This window comes from Shewanella sp. SG41-3 (genome assembly GCF_014164545.1).
GTDB classification, from domain to species: domain Bacteria; phylum Pseudomonadota; class Gammaproteobacteria; order Enterobacterales; family Shewanellaceae; genus Shewanella; species Shewanella vesiculosa.
Genome location: NZ_JACJFJ010000002.1, coordinates 122,070 through 139,763, shown reverse-complemented (window position 1 = coordinate 139,763; position 17,694 = coordinate 122,070). Strand labels below are relative to the sequence as shown.

The 17,694-nt window shown below is 41.5% G+C and carries 15 protein-coding genes; 9 read left to right on the top strand and 6 right to left on the bottom strand.

The features are described 5' to 3' along the window. Window positions 1-175 precede the first annotated feature (175 nt). Window positions 176-1,843 carry an energy-dependent translational throttle protein EttA gene (gene ettA / locus H5164_RS03910; RefSeq protein ID WP_124017600.1) on the bottom strand — a complete coding sequence of 556 codons (1,668 nt, stop codon included), beginning with the start codon at window positions 1,841-1,843 and terminating at the stop codon, window positions 176-178. Between the two features lie 261 nt (window positions 1,844-2,104). Here ettA and glyA point away from each other — a divergent pair, with 261 nt between their 5' ends. The 9 genes from glyA (at window position 2,105) to H5164_RS03865 (ending at window position 9,628) form a co-directional block, all read left to right on the top strand. Then, complete coding sequence (glyA, locus tag H5164_RS03905; protein ID WP_182697887.1) at window positions 2,105-3,358, top strand: serine hydroxymethyltransferase; 1,254 nt, start codon at window positions 2,105-2,107, stop codon at window positions 3,356-3,358. Between the two features lie 114 nt (window positions 3,359-3,472). Next, complete coding sequence (gene nrdR / locus H5164_RS03900; protein ID WP_124017598.1) at window positions 3,473-3,922, top strand: transcriptional regulator NrdR; 450 nt, start codon at window positions 3,473-3,475, stop codon at window positions 3,920-3,922. Between the two features lie 56 nt (window positions 3,923-3,978). Continuing rightward, the gene (gene ribD, locus H5164_RS03895) at window positions 3,979-5,124 is read left to right on the top strand and encodes a bifunctional diaminohydroxyphosphoribosylaminopyrimidine deaminase/5-amino-6-(5-phosphoribosylamino)uracil reductase RibD (RefSeq protein WP_182754867.1); all 1,146 of its coding nucleotides are present in this window, start codon (window positions 3,979-3,981) and stop codon (window positions 5,122-5,124) included. Between the two features lie 63 nt (window positions 5,125-5,187). Then, on the top strand, window positions 5,188-5,847 hold the full coding sequence (locus tag H5164_RS03890) for a riboflavin synthase (RefSeq protein ID WP_124017596.1): 660 nt from the start codon (window positions 5,188-5,190) through the stop codon (window positions 5,845-5,847). Between the two features lie 113 nt (window positions 5,848-5,960). Then, entirely contained in the window at window positions 5,961-7,064 is a 1,104-nt protein-coding gene (gene ribBA, locus H5164_RS03885; protein WP_124017595.1) for a bifunctional 3,4-dihydroxy-2-butanone-4-phosphate synthase/GTP cyclohydrolase II, read from the top strand. A 123-nt stretch (window positions 7,065-7,187) separates the two neighbouring features. After that, window positions 7,188-7,664 (top strand): 6,7-dimethyl-8-ribityllumazine synthase, encoded by a 477-nt coding sequence (gene ribE, locus H5164_RS03880; RefSeq protein WP_011636512.1) that lies wholly within the window; start codon window positions 7,188-7,190, stop codon window positions 7,662-7,664. 13 nt (window positions 7,665-7,677) lie between these two features. Continuing rightward, complete coding sequence (gene nusB / locus H5164_RS03875; RefSeq protein WP_101085664.1) at window positions 7,678-8,082, top strand: transcription antitermination factor NusB; 405 nt, start codon at window positions 7,678-7,680, stop codon at window positions 8,080-8,082. An 87-nt stretch (window positions 8,083-8,169) separates the two neighbouring features. Next, the gene (gene thiL / locus H5164_RS03870) at window positions 8,170-9,126 is read left to right on the top strand and encodes a thiamine-phosphate kinase (protein ID WP_165870152.1); all 957 of its coding nucleotides are present in this window, start codon (window positions 8,170-8,172) and stop codon (window positions 9,124-9,126) included. 10 nt (window positions 9,127-9,136) lie between these two features. Next, window positions 9,137-9,628: a phosphatidylglycerophosphatase A gene (locus tag H5164_RS03865; protein ID WP_182754865.1), complete on the top strand. Its 492-nt coding sequence runs from the start codon at window positions 9,137-9,139 to the stop codon at window positions 9,626-9,628. A 281-nt stretch (window positions 9,629-9,909) separates the two neighbouring features. Here H5164_RS03865 and H5164_RS03860 read toward each other — a convergent pair whose 3' ends face one another. The 5 genes from H5164_RS03860 to barA all read right to left on the bottom strand — a co-directional run bounded on the left by H5164_RS03860 (window position 9,910) and on the right by barA (window position 17,676). Next, a complete protein-coding gene (locus H5164_RS03860; protein WP_182754863.1) occupies window positions 9,910-11,052 on the bottom strand; it encodes a hypothetical protein in 1,143 nt (380 codons plus the stop codon). Window positions 11,053-11,123: 71 nt separating this feature from the next. Continuing rightward, entirely contained in the window at window positions 11,124-12,782 is a 1,659-nt protein-coding gene (gene recN / locus H5164_RS03855; protein ID WP_182697893.1) for a DNA repair protein RecN, read from the bottom strand. A gap of 127 nt (window positions 12,783-12,909) precedes the next feature. Beyond that, on the bottom strand, window positions 12,910-13,878 hold the full coding sequence (locus H5164_RS03850; protein ID WP_182697894.1) for an AEC family transporter: 969 nt from the start codon (window positions 13,876-13,878) through the stop codon (window positions 12,910-12,912). Window positions 13,879-14,231: 353 nt separating this feature from the next. Continuing rightward, window positions 14,232-14,828: a YjaG family protein gene (locus H5164_RS03845; RefSeq protein WP_124017589.1), complete on the bottom strand. Its 597-nt coding sequence runs from the start codon at window positions 14,826-14,828 to the stop codon at window positions 14,232-14,234. Beyond that, the gene (barA, locus tag H5164_RS03840; RefSeq protein WP_182722030.1) at window positions 14,818-17,676 is read right to left on the bottom strand and encodes a two-component sensor histidine kinase BarA; all 2,859 of its coding nucleotides are present in this window, start codon (window positions 17,674-17,676) and stop codon (window positions 14,818-14,820) included. The genes H5164_RS03845 and barA overlap by 11 nt, the downstream gene beginning before the upstream one ends. Window positions 17,677-17,694: the final 18 nt, after the last annotated feature.

The window sequence follows — 17,694 nt, the reverse complement described above, 5'->3', positions numbered from 1 at the left end:
TTGACAGTTTTTTGACACATGTTGATATTTCTACAGAGCATTCTCAATAATAACCTTCCACATACGAGCTAATATAATAAAGCAGAGCTTAGGGCTCTGCTTTATTTGATATTTCTTTTTCAACACTATCACTCAAGTTTAACAATTGTTAACCATTTGTGTGCAAGTGTTTAGGTTACTTGTTTAAGCGCTTGTATTTTAATCGATGAGGTTCAACGACATCAGTTCCTAAGGTATTCTTTAACCAAGTTGAATACTCAGTATAATTGCCTTCATAGAAGTTCACTTTGCCTTCGTCTCGATAATCCAAAATATGAGTTGCAATGCGGTCGAGGAACCAACGGTCATGAGAAATAACCATTGCACACCCAGGAAACTCTAATAAGGCTTCTTCGAGAGCTCGCAATGTTTCGATGTCTAAATCGTTGGTGGGTTCATCGAGTAGCAATACGTTGCCACCAGCTTGCAATAATTTGGCTAAATGTACTCGGTTGCGCTCACCACCCGATAAGGTGCCGATGATTTTTTGCTGGTCGCCACCACGGAAGTTAAAGCGGCCAACATAAGCACGGCTCGATATCTCGGTGTTGTTGATACGCATAATATCGTGACCGCCAGATATCTCTTGCCAGACAGTATTTTTATCATTCATTGAATCGCGGAACTGATCTACTGAGGCGATTTGAACCGACTCACCGACAGAAATATCGCCACTGTCCGGTTGTTCATCACCTGAGATCATTTTGAACAAGGTTGATTTACCGGCACCGTTAGCACCAATAATACCGACAATTGCCCCTTTGGGGACTGTGAAGGTTAGGTCGTCAATTAGTACGCGGTCACCATATGACTTGGTTAAATTAGTCACTTCGATCACTTTATCACCAAGGCGTGGCCCTGGCGGAATGAACAACTCATTAGTTTCGTTACGTTTTTGATAATCGTTAGTGTTGAGTTCTTCAAAACGAGCCATACGGGCTTTGCCCTTAGACTGACGACCTTTGGCACCTTGTCTTACCCATTCTAGTTCTTTAGCAATGGTTTTTTGACGAGCGCTTTCGGTAGAAGACTCTTGCTGTAAACGGGCGTCTTTTTGCTCAAGCCAAGATGAGTAGTTGCCTTGCCATGGAATACCTTCACCGCGATCGAGCTCTAAAATCCAGCCTGCAGCATTATCTAAGAAATAGCGGTCATGGGTAATCGCCACGACTGTACCAGTATATTCTTGTAAAAAATGCTCTAGCCAAGCCACTGACTCAGCATCTAAGTGGTTGGTCGGTTCGTCAAGTAATAGCATTTCAGGCTTTTCAAGTAACAAGCGACAAATTGCGACACGTCGGCGTTCACCACCAGAAAGTACAGCTATTTTTTCATCCCAATCGGGGAGGCGCAACGCATTTGCTGCACGTTCCAGAATATGATCAATATTGTGGGCATCTTGAGATTGGATAATAGCTTCTAGTTGACCTTGCTCTTTAGCTAGGGCATCAAAATCAGCATCGGGCTCAGCATAAGCCGCATAAACCTCATCTAAACGGGTTAGGGCATTTTTAGCTTCACTTAAGGCTTCTTCAACGGCTTCGCGAACCGTTTGTTGCTCATTTAAGCGAGGTTCCTGGGGTAAATAACCAATTTTCAATCCAGGCATTGGGCGTGCTTCACCTTCGATTTCAGTGTCGATGCCGGCCATAATACGCAGTAATGTCGATTTACCTGAACCGTTTAAGCCAAGCACACCAATTTTGGCGCCAGGAAAGAAACTTAATGAAATATCTTTTAAAATCTGCTTTTTAGGCGGGACAATTTTACCCACACGAAGCATGCTGTATACAAACTGAGCCATAATAATACTGTCTAATTGTCAATAAAGATGATGATAATTCTACTGTATTATAGGCTGAACTCAACAGGCAATTGTATGATTTACTCCTGAGTGTTTTTTCGGCCACATAAGATCTAAAATTTGCCGGTCTATTGGCATAAACATGAATCGTTTTGTATTCAGAACACAGTGAATTTCATGTTGTTTATACTGTAAATCATTATCGTTGCAGAGTAGAATACGCCGCAACCCTACTATATAGATAATGATGTTGGAGCTACCATGTTGAAGAAAGCGATGAATATTGCGGATTATGATCCAGAATTATTTAAAGCCATTGAAGATGAAACTTGTCGTCAAGAAGAACACATTGAATTGATTGCATCTGAAAACTATACCAGTCCACGTGTGATGGAAGCGCAAGGTTCTCAGTTAACTAACAAGTATGCTGAAGGTTATCCAGGTAAGCGTTACTATGGTGGGTGCGAATACGTTGATGTGGTTGAAACATTAGCGATTGAACGCGCAAAAGAATTATTTGGTGCCACATATGCCAACGTGCAGCCTCATTCTGGTTCACAAGCTAACAGTGCGGTATTTATGGCGCTATTAAAGCCAGGTGACACTGTATTAGGTATGAACTTAGCCCACGGCGGTCACTTAACTCACGGTTCACCAGTTAACTTTTCCGGCAAGCTTTACAACATCATTCCTTACGGCATCGACGAGTCAGGTAAAATTGACTATGACGAAATGGAACGCTTAGCTATTGAGCACAAGCCTAAGATGATGATCGGCGGTTTTTCGGCATTTTCAGGCATAGTCGATTGGGCTAAAATGCGTGAAATTGCTGATAAAGTTGGTGCTTATTTGCTTGTTGATATGGCTCACGTTGCTGGCTTAGTGGCTGCAGATGTTTATCCAACGCCTGTGCCTCATGCACACGTTGTGACCTCAACAACCCATAAAACATTGGCTGGTCCACGTGGCGGTATTATTATTTCTGCAGCTAATGATGAAGACTTATATAAAAAGTTGAACTCAGCGGTATTCCCTGGTGGCCAAGGTGGCCCTTTAATGCATGTTATCGCCGGTAAAGCGGTTGCCTTTAAAGAAGCATTAGAGCCAGAATTTAAAGTATATCAACAGCAAGTTGTTAAAAATGCTAAAGCTATGGTAAGTGTGTTTTTAGATCGTGGTTACAAAATTGTTTCTGGCGGTACAGAAAACCATTTAATGTTGGTTGATTTAATTGGCCGTGATTTAACGGGTAAAGAAGCAGATGCTGCATTGGGCAATGCCAACATTACCGTGAACAAAAACTCAGTACCTGATGATCCACGTTCACCGTTCGTCACCTCTGGTGTTCGTATTGGAACACCAGCAATTACTCGTCGTGGCTTTAAAGAAGCAGAAGCGAAAGAGTTAACCGGCTGGATTTGTGACATTCTTGATGATGCATCTAACGCCGAAGTGGCTGAACGAGTGAAAGGTCAAGTGTTGGCATTATGTGCTCGATTCCCTGTATACGGTTAATCGTCTCTTGATGTCTGTTGAAAAGGTTTAGGTTAACCTTGTTCAACAAATAGGATAAACTTTAATGGCCGCTAATTGTTAGCGGCCATTTTGTTTTTTTCTGCAGGAGGCTCAATGCATTGCCCTTTTTGTAGCGCGACCGATACCAAAGTTATAGATTCTCGATTAGTGGCTGATGGTCACCAAGTTCGTCGCCGCCGGGAATGTACCGAATGCCATGAGCGTTTCACTACCTTTGAGGGTGCAGAATTAGTGATGCCCAGAGTGATTAAACGTGACGGTACTCGGCAACCCTTTGATGAAGAAAAGCTGCGTGGCGGCATGCTGCGTGCCGTTGAAAAACGTCCTGTTTCAATCGATGAAATTGAACAAGCATTGACTAAAATCAAATCAACGCTGCGCGCAACGGGCGAACGCGAAGTTAATTCTGAAATGATTGGTAATCTTATGATGGAACAGTTGATGAACCTTGATAAAGTGGCTTATATCCGCTTTGCATCAGTTTATCGAGCATTTGAAGATGTATCACAATTTGGTGAGGCCATTGCCAAATTACAAAAGTAATGGCGACAAATATCATCCTTTTATGACGGCATCTGAGCAATAAGAGACTACCTAATATGGCTAACTTTTCTACCTTCGACACTCAAATGATGAGCCGTGCGATAGCACTCGCCGAGAAAGGTCGTTATACCACTCGGCCAAATCCTTGTGTCGGTTGCGTCATTGTCGCCAATGGTCAGATTATCGGTGAAGGTTATCACCAGCGTGCAGGCCAGGGCCACGCCGAAGTCAATGCGCTTAAAATGGTTCGCGATAATGGCTTTTCGGCACAAGATGCTACCGCGTATGTCACTCTTGAGCCGTGTAGCCATTACGGCCGTACACCACCTTGTGCTTTAGGCTTAATTAATGCCAAGGTCGCTCGAGTTGTTATTGCTGTTACCGATGCCAATCCACAGGTTGCTGGCCGCGGTATCAGCATGTTACGTGATGCAGGTATTCAAGTTGATATCGGATTACTGACAGAGCAAGCTTATGCGCTAAATTTGGGTTTCATGAAGCGGATGAAAACTGGCTTGCCTTGGGTGACAGTGAAAATAGCCGCCAGTTTAGACGGTAAAACAGCCCTGTCGAATGGAGTGTCAAAGTGGATTACCGGTGACGCTGCCAGGGCAGATGTGCAAAAGTATCGAGCCAGGCATTGCGCATTAATCACTGGGGTTGAAACTATTCTTGTTGATGACCCTAGCTTAAATGTCCGTTATGAAGCGCTCGGTGAATTAACCACTTGTCATACGCAAGAAGACATATTCCAACCTTTAAGGGTGGTGCTTGATAGCCAAGCTAGATTAACGTCAGCCCAGCAGTTATTTTCGATTCAAAGTCCTATTTTACTGGTTTCAGGCTGTGCATATTCTGACAAGGTCAAAATTGACTTTCCACAGCACGTTGATTTTCTGCAATTAGAGTGTGACTCGTCAGGTAGAATCCCTTTGTTAGCTTTGCTAACGTATTTAGGTCAGCATAGCAATAGCGTGTTAGTTGAAGCCGGGGCAACGTTAGCCGGCGCATTTGTTGCTCAAGGTCTCGCTGATGAAGTAGTGCTTTATCAGGCTGCTAAACTTTTAGGCAGCCATGGACGTAATATGTTGCAGCTACCCGATTACAGTGCGATGGATCAAACACCGTCGTTGCAATTAATTGATGAGCGTAGCATTGGACAAGATAAGCGATATATCCTTAGATATAATCAATCGTATTAATGTGCGAGTGCTTAGGCGAAAACCCGAGCAAGAGCAAAGTTTATAAGCAAAAAGTGAGTCATTATGTTTACTGGGATAATCGAAGCCCTTGGCACATTACGTAAAATTGATCGAAAAGGTGACGATATTCGCTTAACGGTTGCTAGCGGTAAGCTAGATTTAACCGATGTAAAGCTAGGTGACAGCATTGCGACTAATGGTGTGTGTTTAACGGTTGTTGAACGTTTAGGTGATGGTTATATTGCTGATATATCAGCTGAAACTGTCGCGTTAACCGGTTTTAGTCATTATCAAGTCGGCCAAAAGGTTAATCTTGAAAAAGCGGTTACGCCAACCACAAGGTTGGGTGGGCACATGGTCAGCGGCCACGTGGATGGCATCGCAAAAGTAGAGCAATGTGCTTATCGAGGTAAAGCGCTTGAGTTTTGGCTATCAACACCAGCGCAATTAAGTCGTTACATCGCTCACAAAGGTTCGATTACCATTGACGGTGTTAGTTTAACCGTCAATGAAGTTGATGGTCATCGCTTCAGATTAACCATAGTGCCTCATACTGCGGGCGAAACTACGCTGGTGCATTTGAAAGTCGGTGATAGCGTTAACATTGAAGTGGATTTAATTGCCCGTTATTTAGAACGATTAATGCAACCAGAAGCTCACCATGCACAGCCTTCATCGGGCGTGACCATGGAATTACTCGCTAAATCAGGTTTTTTGCGTTAGTTGTTACCGTAAAATATCATTCGTACCCAGTACCCGAAGTGTAAAAACACACGGTATAAACAGATTTAATGCCTAAGGTTTAAATCGAATACTTAATCAATAAAGGTCTGACAATGGCGCTACATAGCATAGAAGAAATCATTGAAGATATTCGTCAAGGCAAGATGGTTATCTTGATGGATGATGAAGACAGAGAGAATGAAGGTGATTTGATTATGGCCGCTGATAAAGTGACGCCAGCTGCAATCAACTTCATGGCCACTTATGGCCGCGGATTAATTTGCCAAACCATGACCAAAGAGCGTTGTCAGCAGCTTAACTTACCTTTAATGGTGACCAACAATAACGCCCAGTTTTCAACTAATTTTACGGTTTCAATTGAAGCAGCAACTGGGGTGACCACAGGTATTTCAGCCCATGATCGTGCTGTAACAGTTCAAGCTGCCGTTGCTAAAGATGCTAAAGCCTCTGATTTAGTTCAGCCTGGACATATTTTTCCATTGATGGCGCAAGAAGGCGGGGTATTAACTCGTGCTGGCCATACCGAAGCGGGTTGCGATTTAGCGCGCTTAGCAGGATGTGAACCGTCAGGCGTGATAGTTGAAATATTAAACGAAGATGGCACTATGGCTCGCTGTCCGGATTTAGAAATATTCAGTGAAAAACATGGCATTAAAATAGGCACTATTGCCGACTTGATTGAGTACCGTAATACCAACGAAACCACAGTTGTCCGCGAAGCTCAGTGTAAATTACCTACTCGTTTTGGTGAGTTTACTATGGTGACCTTTAGAGACACTATCGATAATCAATTACATTACGCCTTGATTAAAGATGAAGTAAAATCAAATTGTTTGGTGCGTGTTCATTTACAAAACACCTTCAATGATTTACTGCATTCTGAACGTGATCAAAAGCGCAGTTGGCCATTAGAAAAAGCTATGGAAAGGATTGCTTTAGAAGGTGGTGTTTTAGTGTTGCTGGGTAATGATGAACATACAAGTAACTTATTGGCCAAAGTCAAAGCGTTCGAAGCTGAAGACAATGGTCAATCTCCAGCGCCGGCAATGTGGCAAGGAACATCTCGTCGTGTTGGTGTAGGCTCGCAAATTCTGTCGAGTTTAGGTGTTACGACTATGCGCTTATTAAGCTCACCAAAACGTTACCATTCACTGTCGGGTTTCGGTTTAGAAGTGACTGATTATATAGCTGAATAATTTTAGCTCGTGGTAAATTTAACAATTTCATTAATTGCATAGCGCTCAGGGCTTTTGGCTGTGATATTATAACGCCTCTTTTTGCCCCGAGCCGGGTGCTTTAGCTAATTTAGGTAAGATAGAATGAACGTAGTTCAAGGTAATATCGAAGCGAAAAATGCCAAAGTGGCGATCGTGATCTCGCGATTCAATAGCTTTTTAGTTGAAAGTCTGCTTGATGGTGCAATAGACACATTAAAGCGTTTTGGCCAGGTTAGTGACGACAACATTACTGTTGTTCGCGTCCCTGGTGCAGTTGAATTACCCCTTGCCGCAAAGCGTGTTGCTGCAAGTGGCAAGTTTGACGGTATCATTGCATTAGGTGCTGTCATTCGTGGCGGAACACCTCATTTTGAATTTGTTGCTGGTGAATGTAATAAAGGTCTTGCACAAGTTGCATTAGAGTATGATCTTCCTGTTTCATTTGGTGTATTAACCACAGATACCATTGAGCAAGCTATTGAGCGCTCAGGTACTAAAGCAGGCAATAAAGGTGGCGAAGCAGCCCTTAGTTTGCTTGAAATGGTTAATGTACTGCAACAACTAGAACAACAGCTGTAATAGTAGGAAAAGTATGAAACCTTCAGAGCGCCGTAAGGCCCGCCGTTTAGCCGTTCAAGCCATTTATTCATGGCAGTTAAGTAAAAACAAAGTTGCTGACGTAGAACATGAGTTTTTAACTGAACAGAACACTGACGGTGTTGATGTCGCTTATTTTCGTGAGTTGTTAACTGGTGTAGCATCAAAAACATCGCAAATTGATGAGCTATTAAAGCCGCATCTTGATCGTAATTTTGAAGAAGTGTCACCAGTAGAAAAAGCCATTGTGCGTCTGGCAACTTACGAGTTGACCTTCCGTAAAGATGTGCCGTTTAAAGTGGCGATTAACGAAGGTATCGAGTTAGCGAAAGCGTTTGGTGCTGAAGATAGTCACAAATTTGTTAACGGCTTGCTTGATAAGTTAGTGAAGCATAAGTAACACCAGAACGGTATCTTCGGATACCGTTTTCATTTGTTGTTAATGGTTTCAAAATTAAGGTGGACGGTTTACCGTACCAGACTGAATGTGAAAGAATTCCAACTCATTGAACATTACTTCCGCAATAAAGGCCAAAAAAGGCGCGATGTTGAATTAAGCATCGGCGATGACTGTGCGTTAGTGAATCCTGCAGACAATAAATCCATTGCGATTTCTTGTGATACTCTCGTTGAGGGGGTTCATTTTTTAGCCGACATCCCCGCTCATGCTTTAGGGTACAAATCGTTAGCGGTTAATCTTTCTGATCTTGCTGCTATGGGGGCGGAACCTGCTTGGTTTACCTTAGCTCTCACACTACCTAGCGTTGATCAACCCTGGTTAGCCAGCTTTAGTGAAGGCTTATTTGAGATTGCCGAATACTACGGTATAGCCTTAATCGGCGGCGATACGACTCGGGGACCGCGCAGCATCAGTATCACCATTAATGGCCAAGTGATAAAAGGCACTGCCTTGACTCGTGCTGGTGCCAAAAATGGCGATTGGATATACGTCACTGGTACTTTAGGTGACTCAGCCTTGGGTCTTGATATTCTCAGAGGTGCCCAAAGCGTCAATACTGAAGATAAAGAATACCTGATTAATCGACATTATTACCCCACACCTCGAGTCTTGGCTGGTCAAGCACTGCGAACGCTTGCAACAAGTGCAATTGATTTATCTGATGGCTTAATATCCGATATTGGTCATGTGTTAACGGCATCGAAAGTGGGAGCGACAATCGATGTAAATAAAATTCCGTTATCAAAATCAATCAAAGCCAACCTCAGCCGTGAAGATGCTTTAAGTTATGCATTAACTGGCGGGGAAGATTATGAGCTGTTATTTACTGTACCTGAGTCACAGCGCGGTGCAATCAATACAGCTTTGATCCATGCTGGGGTGAAATTCGTTAAAATTGGTCAAATCTGCGCCGGTGATAAATTAAAATTAGTCGATGATGGCCAGGAATTTAACCTCATTTCACGTGGCTTTGTACATTTCTAATGTGAATATTATGAGACTATTAACCCAAGATAAATTTGTTAAAAAGCTGTCATTAGTCCATCCAATACACTTTTTGGCACTAGGCTTTGGCAGTGGTAAAGCAGCAAAAGCGCCGGGTACCTTTGGTACTTTAGCTGCGATACCTTTAGTGCTTTTGATGCAACAATTAAGCTTAACCCATTACCTGATCATTACCTGTATTAGCATGCTTGCTGGATTCTATATTTGTGGAAAAGCTGCTAAGGACATGGGGGTGCACGATCATGGTGCTATTGTATGGGATGAAGTTGTTGGATTGATGATCACCATGATTGCAGCCCCTTTAGATTTTATGTGGTTAGCACTTGGTTTTGTATTATTTCGCTTTTTCGACATAGTTAAACCATGGCCTATCCGATGGCTCGATGCCAAAGTGCATGGTGGTTTTGGGATAATGATTGATGACGTATTAGCGGGTGTATTTTCGTTAATCGGGGTGCAACTTGCGGTTTATTATTTATAAGTAACCTGAATTTTGGATAACAACCGACTATCAAAAAGTCCTTTGTTTTCCTCACTGAGTTGATAGGTTTGTTATCGATGCATTCAGTAGCAAGATGCTGAATCATGTTAAAATAATAAGTTTAGCGCGCGAGATGGCAAAATAAGTTCATTTTTATTACCTCCTCATCTTTATCTCGATTTCAGGTTAAGCACTTTATATAAAGATTTATAAAACAAAAAAGAGCCATTTGTGCTCTTTTTTGCTAACGGCATTTAATAAAATCAGTCGAAGTGAATTTATTAAGATGATGTTCCGGTAAGTAGATTAGTGCGCAATTGCTCTAACTCAGTATTGATATTAGTCAAACGTTGCTTATAATCTGTTTCATAAACTGTGCAGTTAAATAATTTACCAATCGGGTTGTAGCGTGACATCCATAATTGCTTTATATAATTGTCAAGAGAGCAGTAATCAGGCTTTATGACCGTGTGAGCAGAGCTCGTTGAAACCGGTTCCTTTACTAAGCTTACAATATACTCAGCCATAAGGTTGTCACTGTCTGTGGGCTTGTACAAAGCATCTGCTAGCCATTTTTCATAAAAGGCGACTTCATCAGACTGCACTTCAATTAGCATTTGTTCTCTGACATTATGAGCAAACTGCCATTCACCAGAAAATACTCTCTCAAAATCGTTGTTAGTTAATTCGAATGGCGTTTGCCAAGTGGTGACTTTATTTACAAACGCGCTATCGAGTGTCTTAGCTACAGTGCTGGCAAAGTTAAGTTGAGATTTGATGACGCTAACGGCAATCATATGGTTGACTATAGAGCGAGATGAGTGATAAACCATATTCCAGAATTGAGCATCTGTAGTTAAAAATGTTAACAAGGCCTCATTAGCATTAAGTTTAGTGGCCCCGTCAAAGTTGATTAAAACGCTAAGTTCACTGATTGCTCGTAAGTTAAGTAGTGGTAACCATTTAAATAGACTCTCAGGTGTTAAATACTGAATATCTTCTTGCCAATAAGGCATTTCAATCAGCTTGTTATAATGGGTGATATTGGCTTTATGTGCCTTAATTGTTTGTAAAATACTATCGTTATTTTTTTCAATAAATTCATTACAGCTTGCTACATCTGTTTGATAACACGATTTTTTGTAATCGCTTAATAGTTGATTTTCTTCATCATTGAAACTTAATGTAGTGGCCATTTCTTTAGCCGTTACATCCTCAATAGTGCCGCTAAAAGCTTGCAAATATACAAAACCATTTTGGGCAGGGTCAATCGATTGTTGTTTTAACCAAGTTTCAACTAAAAGCGTGTTAGGTGACTTTGTTCTGTCTGTGGCGTTAATGGCCACTAAACAGACAACAATAAATACTAGTAAGCTGCACATTAGTCCGACAACAACACCCAAGCCCTTTATTACTTTGATCATTATGATTTATCCGTAAATCCATATTAACTTTACGTTAACATATTGATTTGCTTTTTATAAGTGCGTAACGATTATTGCAATAGTTCACGGGCGTTAGCTAAGGTGTTTTCGGTTATGACATCGCCACCCAATAAGCGTGCAAGTTCATTCACCCGTTGCTCTTTATCCAAGGCCTGCATGGTCGTTTCTGTGTTGCCACCTTTATTAAATTTATTCACAAACATGTGCTGATGACCATTACCCGCAACTTGCGGCAAATGGGTGACGCATAACACTTGGGTCGACTCGCCAAGACTGCGTAACATGCGTCCGACGACAGAGGCTGTTGGACCTGAAATACCCACATCAACTTCATCAAATATTAATGTTGGAGTGGCAACTTTTTTCGCCGTGATCACTTGAATCCCCAATCCAATGCGCGATAGCTCACCGCCGGAGGCGACTTTTGAGATCGGTTGTAATGGTTGTCCTGGGTTAGTGGTCACCATAAACTCAATGTTATCGCAGCCATTAACTGAAATGTTGTGCGGATTATGATTAATCTGAATGGTAAACTTACCCTTAGGCATGTTGAGTTCATGAATAGATTGAGTCACTAACTTATCTAATTCCTTGGCATAACGGCTGCGGCTTTGGCTGAGTTTTTGTGCATTGGTTAGATAAGCATTTCTGGTGTCTGCAAGTTGTTGTCTTATTTCATCTAATTTAGTTTCATCGTCAGCAAGTTCGGCTAATTCACTCATAAGGGCTTGATGATGTAGCGCTAGCTTGTCAGCACTCACATGATGCTTGCGCGCCAATTGCATTGCCATTGATAGGCGTTTTTCTAAATAGACGAAATGTTCAGGATCAAGCTCTAAACTACTTAAATAACTCTCAATTTCGCTAGCGCTTTCTTGTACTTGGATTAATGCATCATTGATCATAGTGCTAATCGGGCTAAGTGATTCATCGTAGCCTTGAAGCGTATCAGCAATAGTGGCTACTTTATTGAGTAGTGATTCGATATTAGCATCATCATTTTCGGTCAATAAATGCAAGCCCGCTTGGCAACGTTCAATTAGATCTGTGCCATTGGCTAAGCGTTTATGTTCCTGTTCTATTTCATCAAACTCATCTAAGCCTAAGTTGAATTCATTAAGCTCTTCAACTTGATATTGGAGTAACTGTTGACGAGAAATACGCTCATGCTGAGCTTGCTCAAGATCCTTCAGCTCGTTTTCAACTTGCTTGCAGCGTTGGTAGCTGGCACTGACACTATCGAGTAGTAGTCTGTGATTTGCATAGTTGTCGAGTAGGTTTAATTGATGTTCGCTTTTGAGCATAGCGTGATGAGCATGTTGGCCGTGAATACCAATCAATAACTGGCCGATGGCTTTTAATTGTGTCACAGGAACTGGATTACCATTAATGTAGGCTCTTGAGCGGCCATCACTGCTAATGGTTCGACGCAATATGCATTCATCTTCAGCATCGAGATCGCTATCTTCAAGCCAACGTTTAGCTAAAGGCACATCGACAAGGGTAAACCTTGCACTCACTTCGGTTTTGCTGGCGCCAGGTCTGACAGTATTGGCATCACTACGATTACCAAGACATAACCCAAGTGCATCGATTGCAATCGATTTACCTGCACCAGTTTCGCCGGTGATGCTTGTCATACCGGCTTTAAAATCGAGTTCTAAAAAACGCACGATAGCAAAATTATTGATGCTGAGTTGGCAAAGCATAATGAATTCCTGTCAATAAACGACCAAACCACTGTATTGATAAACAGTATATACTGATTTTATATACAGTAAAGTGGTTGAGGTAAAATTATTATTGACTATTTTATCGTCGAGAGTCGGTTGAACATTAAGCAATGGATTTTAAAAGTGTTTCTATTATAGGCAAACTGATAAAGGTGATTAATGTGCCATATAAAATCCCTTGAGCACTTCCATTGGCATTAATTTGGTATCGTTCAGCCAATAGATATACGCTTGCTGCCGTTGGTAAGGCTGCTAAAAGTACTCCCATAATCAGTAGTTGATGCTCTACGCCAAAGAATTTGAGTAATCCAAAGGCAATCAAGGGCTGAACAAATAACTTGAGTAAGTTAATGAAACTGAGTTCTATTATAAGTCCGAGACTGAACATTTTTGCGAACGATTGATGTCGTAACGCTTTAGCAAGTACCATTCCGATGGCAAATAGTGCACAAGGGCTTGAGGTATTGCCTATTTGATGCAGTACTAATGCCAGACTCTCTGGTAAGGTAATATGCAATGCCGATAGGCTGATACCAATGACGCTGCCCAGTACAATCGGATTTTTGCATAGTGCATTCGCCATGATGACGATGGCATGATCAGTTGATTTTTTGTCACGGCTGGCCAGTTCAATAGAGACCAAGGCAAAGGCAAACATAAACACCGACAGTAAGCTGGCAATGGCAGCGGCAACTAAGGCGATTTTGTTACCTGGGAATAATAAGCTCAGTAATGGAATACCAATAAATGCAGTATTGCCAAAGGTGGCATTTAAGGCGCGCATTGCCGCAACGGCTTGCTGCTTAGGTTTGCGCCACAATGACACAGCAATCACCAATGCATAGGTAATGACCATCGCCAAACTAAAGCCACCAATAAAGCCCCATTGAATAATGTCTTCAATGCGTGTTTCAGCTAATACAATCAGTAAAATTGCCGGAAAGGCAATGTAGTAGACAAATTGATTGAGGATCAGATCGGTGTCGGCTGGCAAAAATCTCAATTTTTGTACAATACTGCCAAGCAGCATAATGATAAATACAGCGATTAGCGGGGTAAGAATACTGGACATCCCACGCAATTCCTTAACAAAATGACAATATGGTCACTTTACTGCGTTTTGCTAGGAGGATGCAATTAGGCTAAAGTTAAACGAGTGTTTATTTTTTACTTTTTGGCTCAAACTGACCTGTAATACTTTTGCTGATGGCAATATTTCAAGTTCAGTAAAAGTGCACTTACCGCCTTCAAACCAAAGAAAGAGCCTATTTGCACCAGATAACTAACGATTAAGGTCCAATTATCGATTTTTTATCAGACTGGATAAAAATGAAACTGTGATAAAAAATTTCATGGCGTGACACTCAATAAAAAGCCTGAATAACATCAGGCTTGGTTGTTTATTGGCAGTATCGGAGTCAGCCCTTATAGGCTAATGCCAATATTAGACACACCGGCTTCGATAATCTCTTTACGTAAACCTTTAACCAGTTCGCTGGTGATTTCTGGGTTAGCTTCGATAATGTCGAGTAACATGCCTTGTAGTTCTTTTTCTTCTTCCATTACTGGGTGCGAAAATACAAATTCATCAAGTTCTTCATCCATTAATGATTCATCACTAATTGCTTCAATGTAATTTGCTACAGTGCTTGATGATAACTTACTGATATTAGTGATATCTTCTTCAATTTTCCCGTCTATTGCACCCATTAGCGTTGCAATGGCTACTGCTGCATCCATGGCAGGGTAAGCTCCATAGGCTTCAAATTCACTAGGATCTGGAGTATTTTCATCAAGGCGTTGTAAATGCACGTCAATATTGAACTTAAGTTTTTTGTCATACTGGCTTTGCCACAGTAACTCTAAGGCTGTACTGAGCACCTGCGGTTGGCCAAATTCACACACTTCAGAAAATAATTGGTAGTTAGGCAACATTCGTTGGCACAATGCTAAAGCAAAAAGCTGCTTCTGAGGTAACGATAACGCTTTTAGGCGTTTGAAAAAACCGGATTTACTGGTCATGGGGTATATCCACTGATAGCTGGTTTATGACTTGATTTGCTGCTGATTCTACCTTAGTTAACTCATCAAGTAACTCTAGTATTTCAGGTTCTAAGTCATCAATGGCAATTTTATGCTTTAATGCTGACTCAATATCCCGGCACAGTTTTTGTGTCGTAGGTACACCGCAATAACATGTTGCGCCATGCAGTTTATGCACCGCTTGCACAAGTACCTCGGCATTTTTTGCAATTAATGCCTCATTAATCGTTGCGGTGGTTTCAGGTAATGAGTTAACTAGCATCTTTAACATGTCTAATGCTAAATCTGTTTTTTGATTGGCCTGGGTTAAACATAAATCCCAATTGAGCACATGAGTATCAAAATGGGTGAATTTCGGTTTAATTATCCATCGACTGATAACGCTTTTTAGTGACAGTTCATCAATAGGTTTGGGAAGGAAACCATCCATACCACTGGCTAATATGTTCTCACGTTCTTCTGCAATAGCATGTGCAGTAACGGCAATAATCGGCGTATTTCGATTGAGAGATCCTGAACGAATTTGTTTGGTTGCGGTAATGCCATCTGTGCCTGGCATTTGAATATCCATAAAGATTAAGTCAAACACTTGTGTGTTTGCTTGTTTTATCGCATCCGCGCCGTTATTGACTGTGACCACATTATCGACCAACTCTTTGAGTAAGGTATCAATTAGCTTTAGGTTAGCCATATTGTCGTCAACGGCTAATACGGATGCATTTTGGCGTTTGCTAATCTCATGGTTTATTTGTTCAGGTAAAGCCACTAAGGTTGACGGCATTGGAGGATAGATTAAATGATGTGCTAGGGTAAAATCGCTAACCGGAGTGTTGAGCAATACATCTGCATTGACTTTTAGTACATTGATTATCATGTCTTGGTCTAGACAGTCATGCAATAAAATAAGGCAATCAGTATGCTGTCTGGCTTGTTGTAACAAATGAATAAAGGCTGCGTTGTCTGCAAACCCATGACAGCTAATGATGATGTAATCAAACTTGCTGTTTTTACTTTGTAAAACCGATGTCAGGTTTTCGGGATTGGCAACACTAGTGATAATTAATTGCCATGACACTAAGCGACGGTTAAGAGTGTCGCGAGTTAATTCTCGTGGTTCATACAATAATACTGATTTATGTTGCAATACATCCACTGGCAGCACTTCACCAATTTCAAATTGACTGATCCCCAGTGGTAAAATAAACCAAAAGTTTGAGCCTTTATCGGGCGCAGAGGTAAAGCCTATTTGGCCGCCCATTTGGTTAATTAAGCGTTTGGTAATGACTAAACCTAATCCAGTGCCACCAAAGCGGCGAGAAATCGATGAGTCTGCCTGGCCAAATGCCTGAAATAGATACTCTTGCTGACTTTCATCAATGCCAATACCGGTATCAATAACTTCGCAGCGTAAGGTAATATTATCGTCGTCCTGACCCACTAAGTGGATTTTGAGTATCACACTGCCTTTGTCGGTAAATTTGATGGCGTTACCGACTAAGTTGGTAATAATTTGACTCACTCTCATGGCATCACCACTGACGCTTTCAGGAACATTGGCATCGATATCAATGACTAATTCTAGGCCTTTTTCTTGAGCACTTCCGGCAATAATGGTCAAGGTTTCGGTAAGGGTTTCACGCAATGCAAATGGCATTTTCTCTAATACCATTTTGCCGGCTTCTAGTTTTGAGAAGTCGAGAATGTCATTGATAATCCCTAATAAATTACTGGCACTGCGTTCAATAGTTTTAATGTAGTCGAGCTGGCTGGTATGCAGTGGCGTTTTTAACAGCTGTCTTGCAAAACCTATGACACCATTAAGTGGGGTACGAAGCTCATGCGACATGTTAGCTAAAAATTCTGATTTTATCCGGCTTGCTTCAAGCGCTCGTTTCTTAGCTATATCGAGTTCTACGTTCTGAATTTCAATTTGTTCAAGGGTTTCGCGTAAATCTGAGGTTGCTTGATCAATGTTTTGCTGCATTTCATCGTGGTATTCAGACAATGATCCTGCCATTGCATTGATACCCCGTTTAAGCAGATCGAGCTCGCCAATCAGATTTCCTTCAAGGCGAGTATCGAGTTTACCTTCACGAATTTTGGCAACAACTCGCACCATTTCGGTAATGGGGTAGTTAACGTATTTGACTAAACGGAAAGTGAAAAATAAGTTAAACTGTACGCCAATCAACACGATAATAAATGCGGCTATTGCTGCTCTATGTTGTTCAAGCAGAGCGTTTTCTTTGTTTAATAATACCGAAATATAGCCGAGTATTTTTTCTTGTTGGTTGTTGTAAATCGGCGCAATCATGCCATTGTTTGCCGAGGCATTATCGGTATTAGTGTCATTCTGGCGATTGATGTTGGCAACAGGTTTTAGTTCTAAGCCTGTATGAGATATTATTGGCACTCGAATGACTAAGGTATCGCCAATGGTTTCATGCTCTGTTCCAACCAAGTTAGCCAAAGGTTGTTTATAACGCATGGTTTCAAAATCTTTGTGATAGTGCGAAGTCACAAAGAGTTGGTTTTTGGCATCAAAAACAGCGATGGAGAGGATCAGGGATGCATTGTTTATCTGTGAGGCGGCGAGTAAAAGTTTAGTTGATTCACGGTCTTGATTAATAATGCCAAATTCACTGGCAATCGCTAACGGTTCGACAATGTTACTGCCTTTTTCAATTAAGGTTTGTTCCAATTCATAAAAGCGGTTTATCGTGAAATAACTTCCAAGTAGAATACCCACGACAATAGTGGGTGCTAACGCAAGTACCAGAACCCAAGAGCGTAGGCTGTATTTGGTCATATTGTTGGCACTTTTCATGTTTGTTAGGTATGTCCC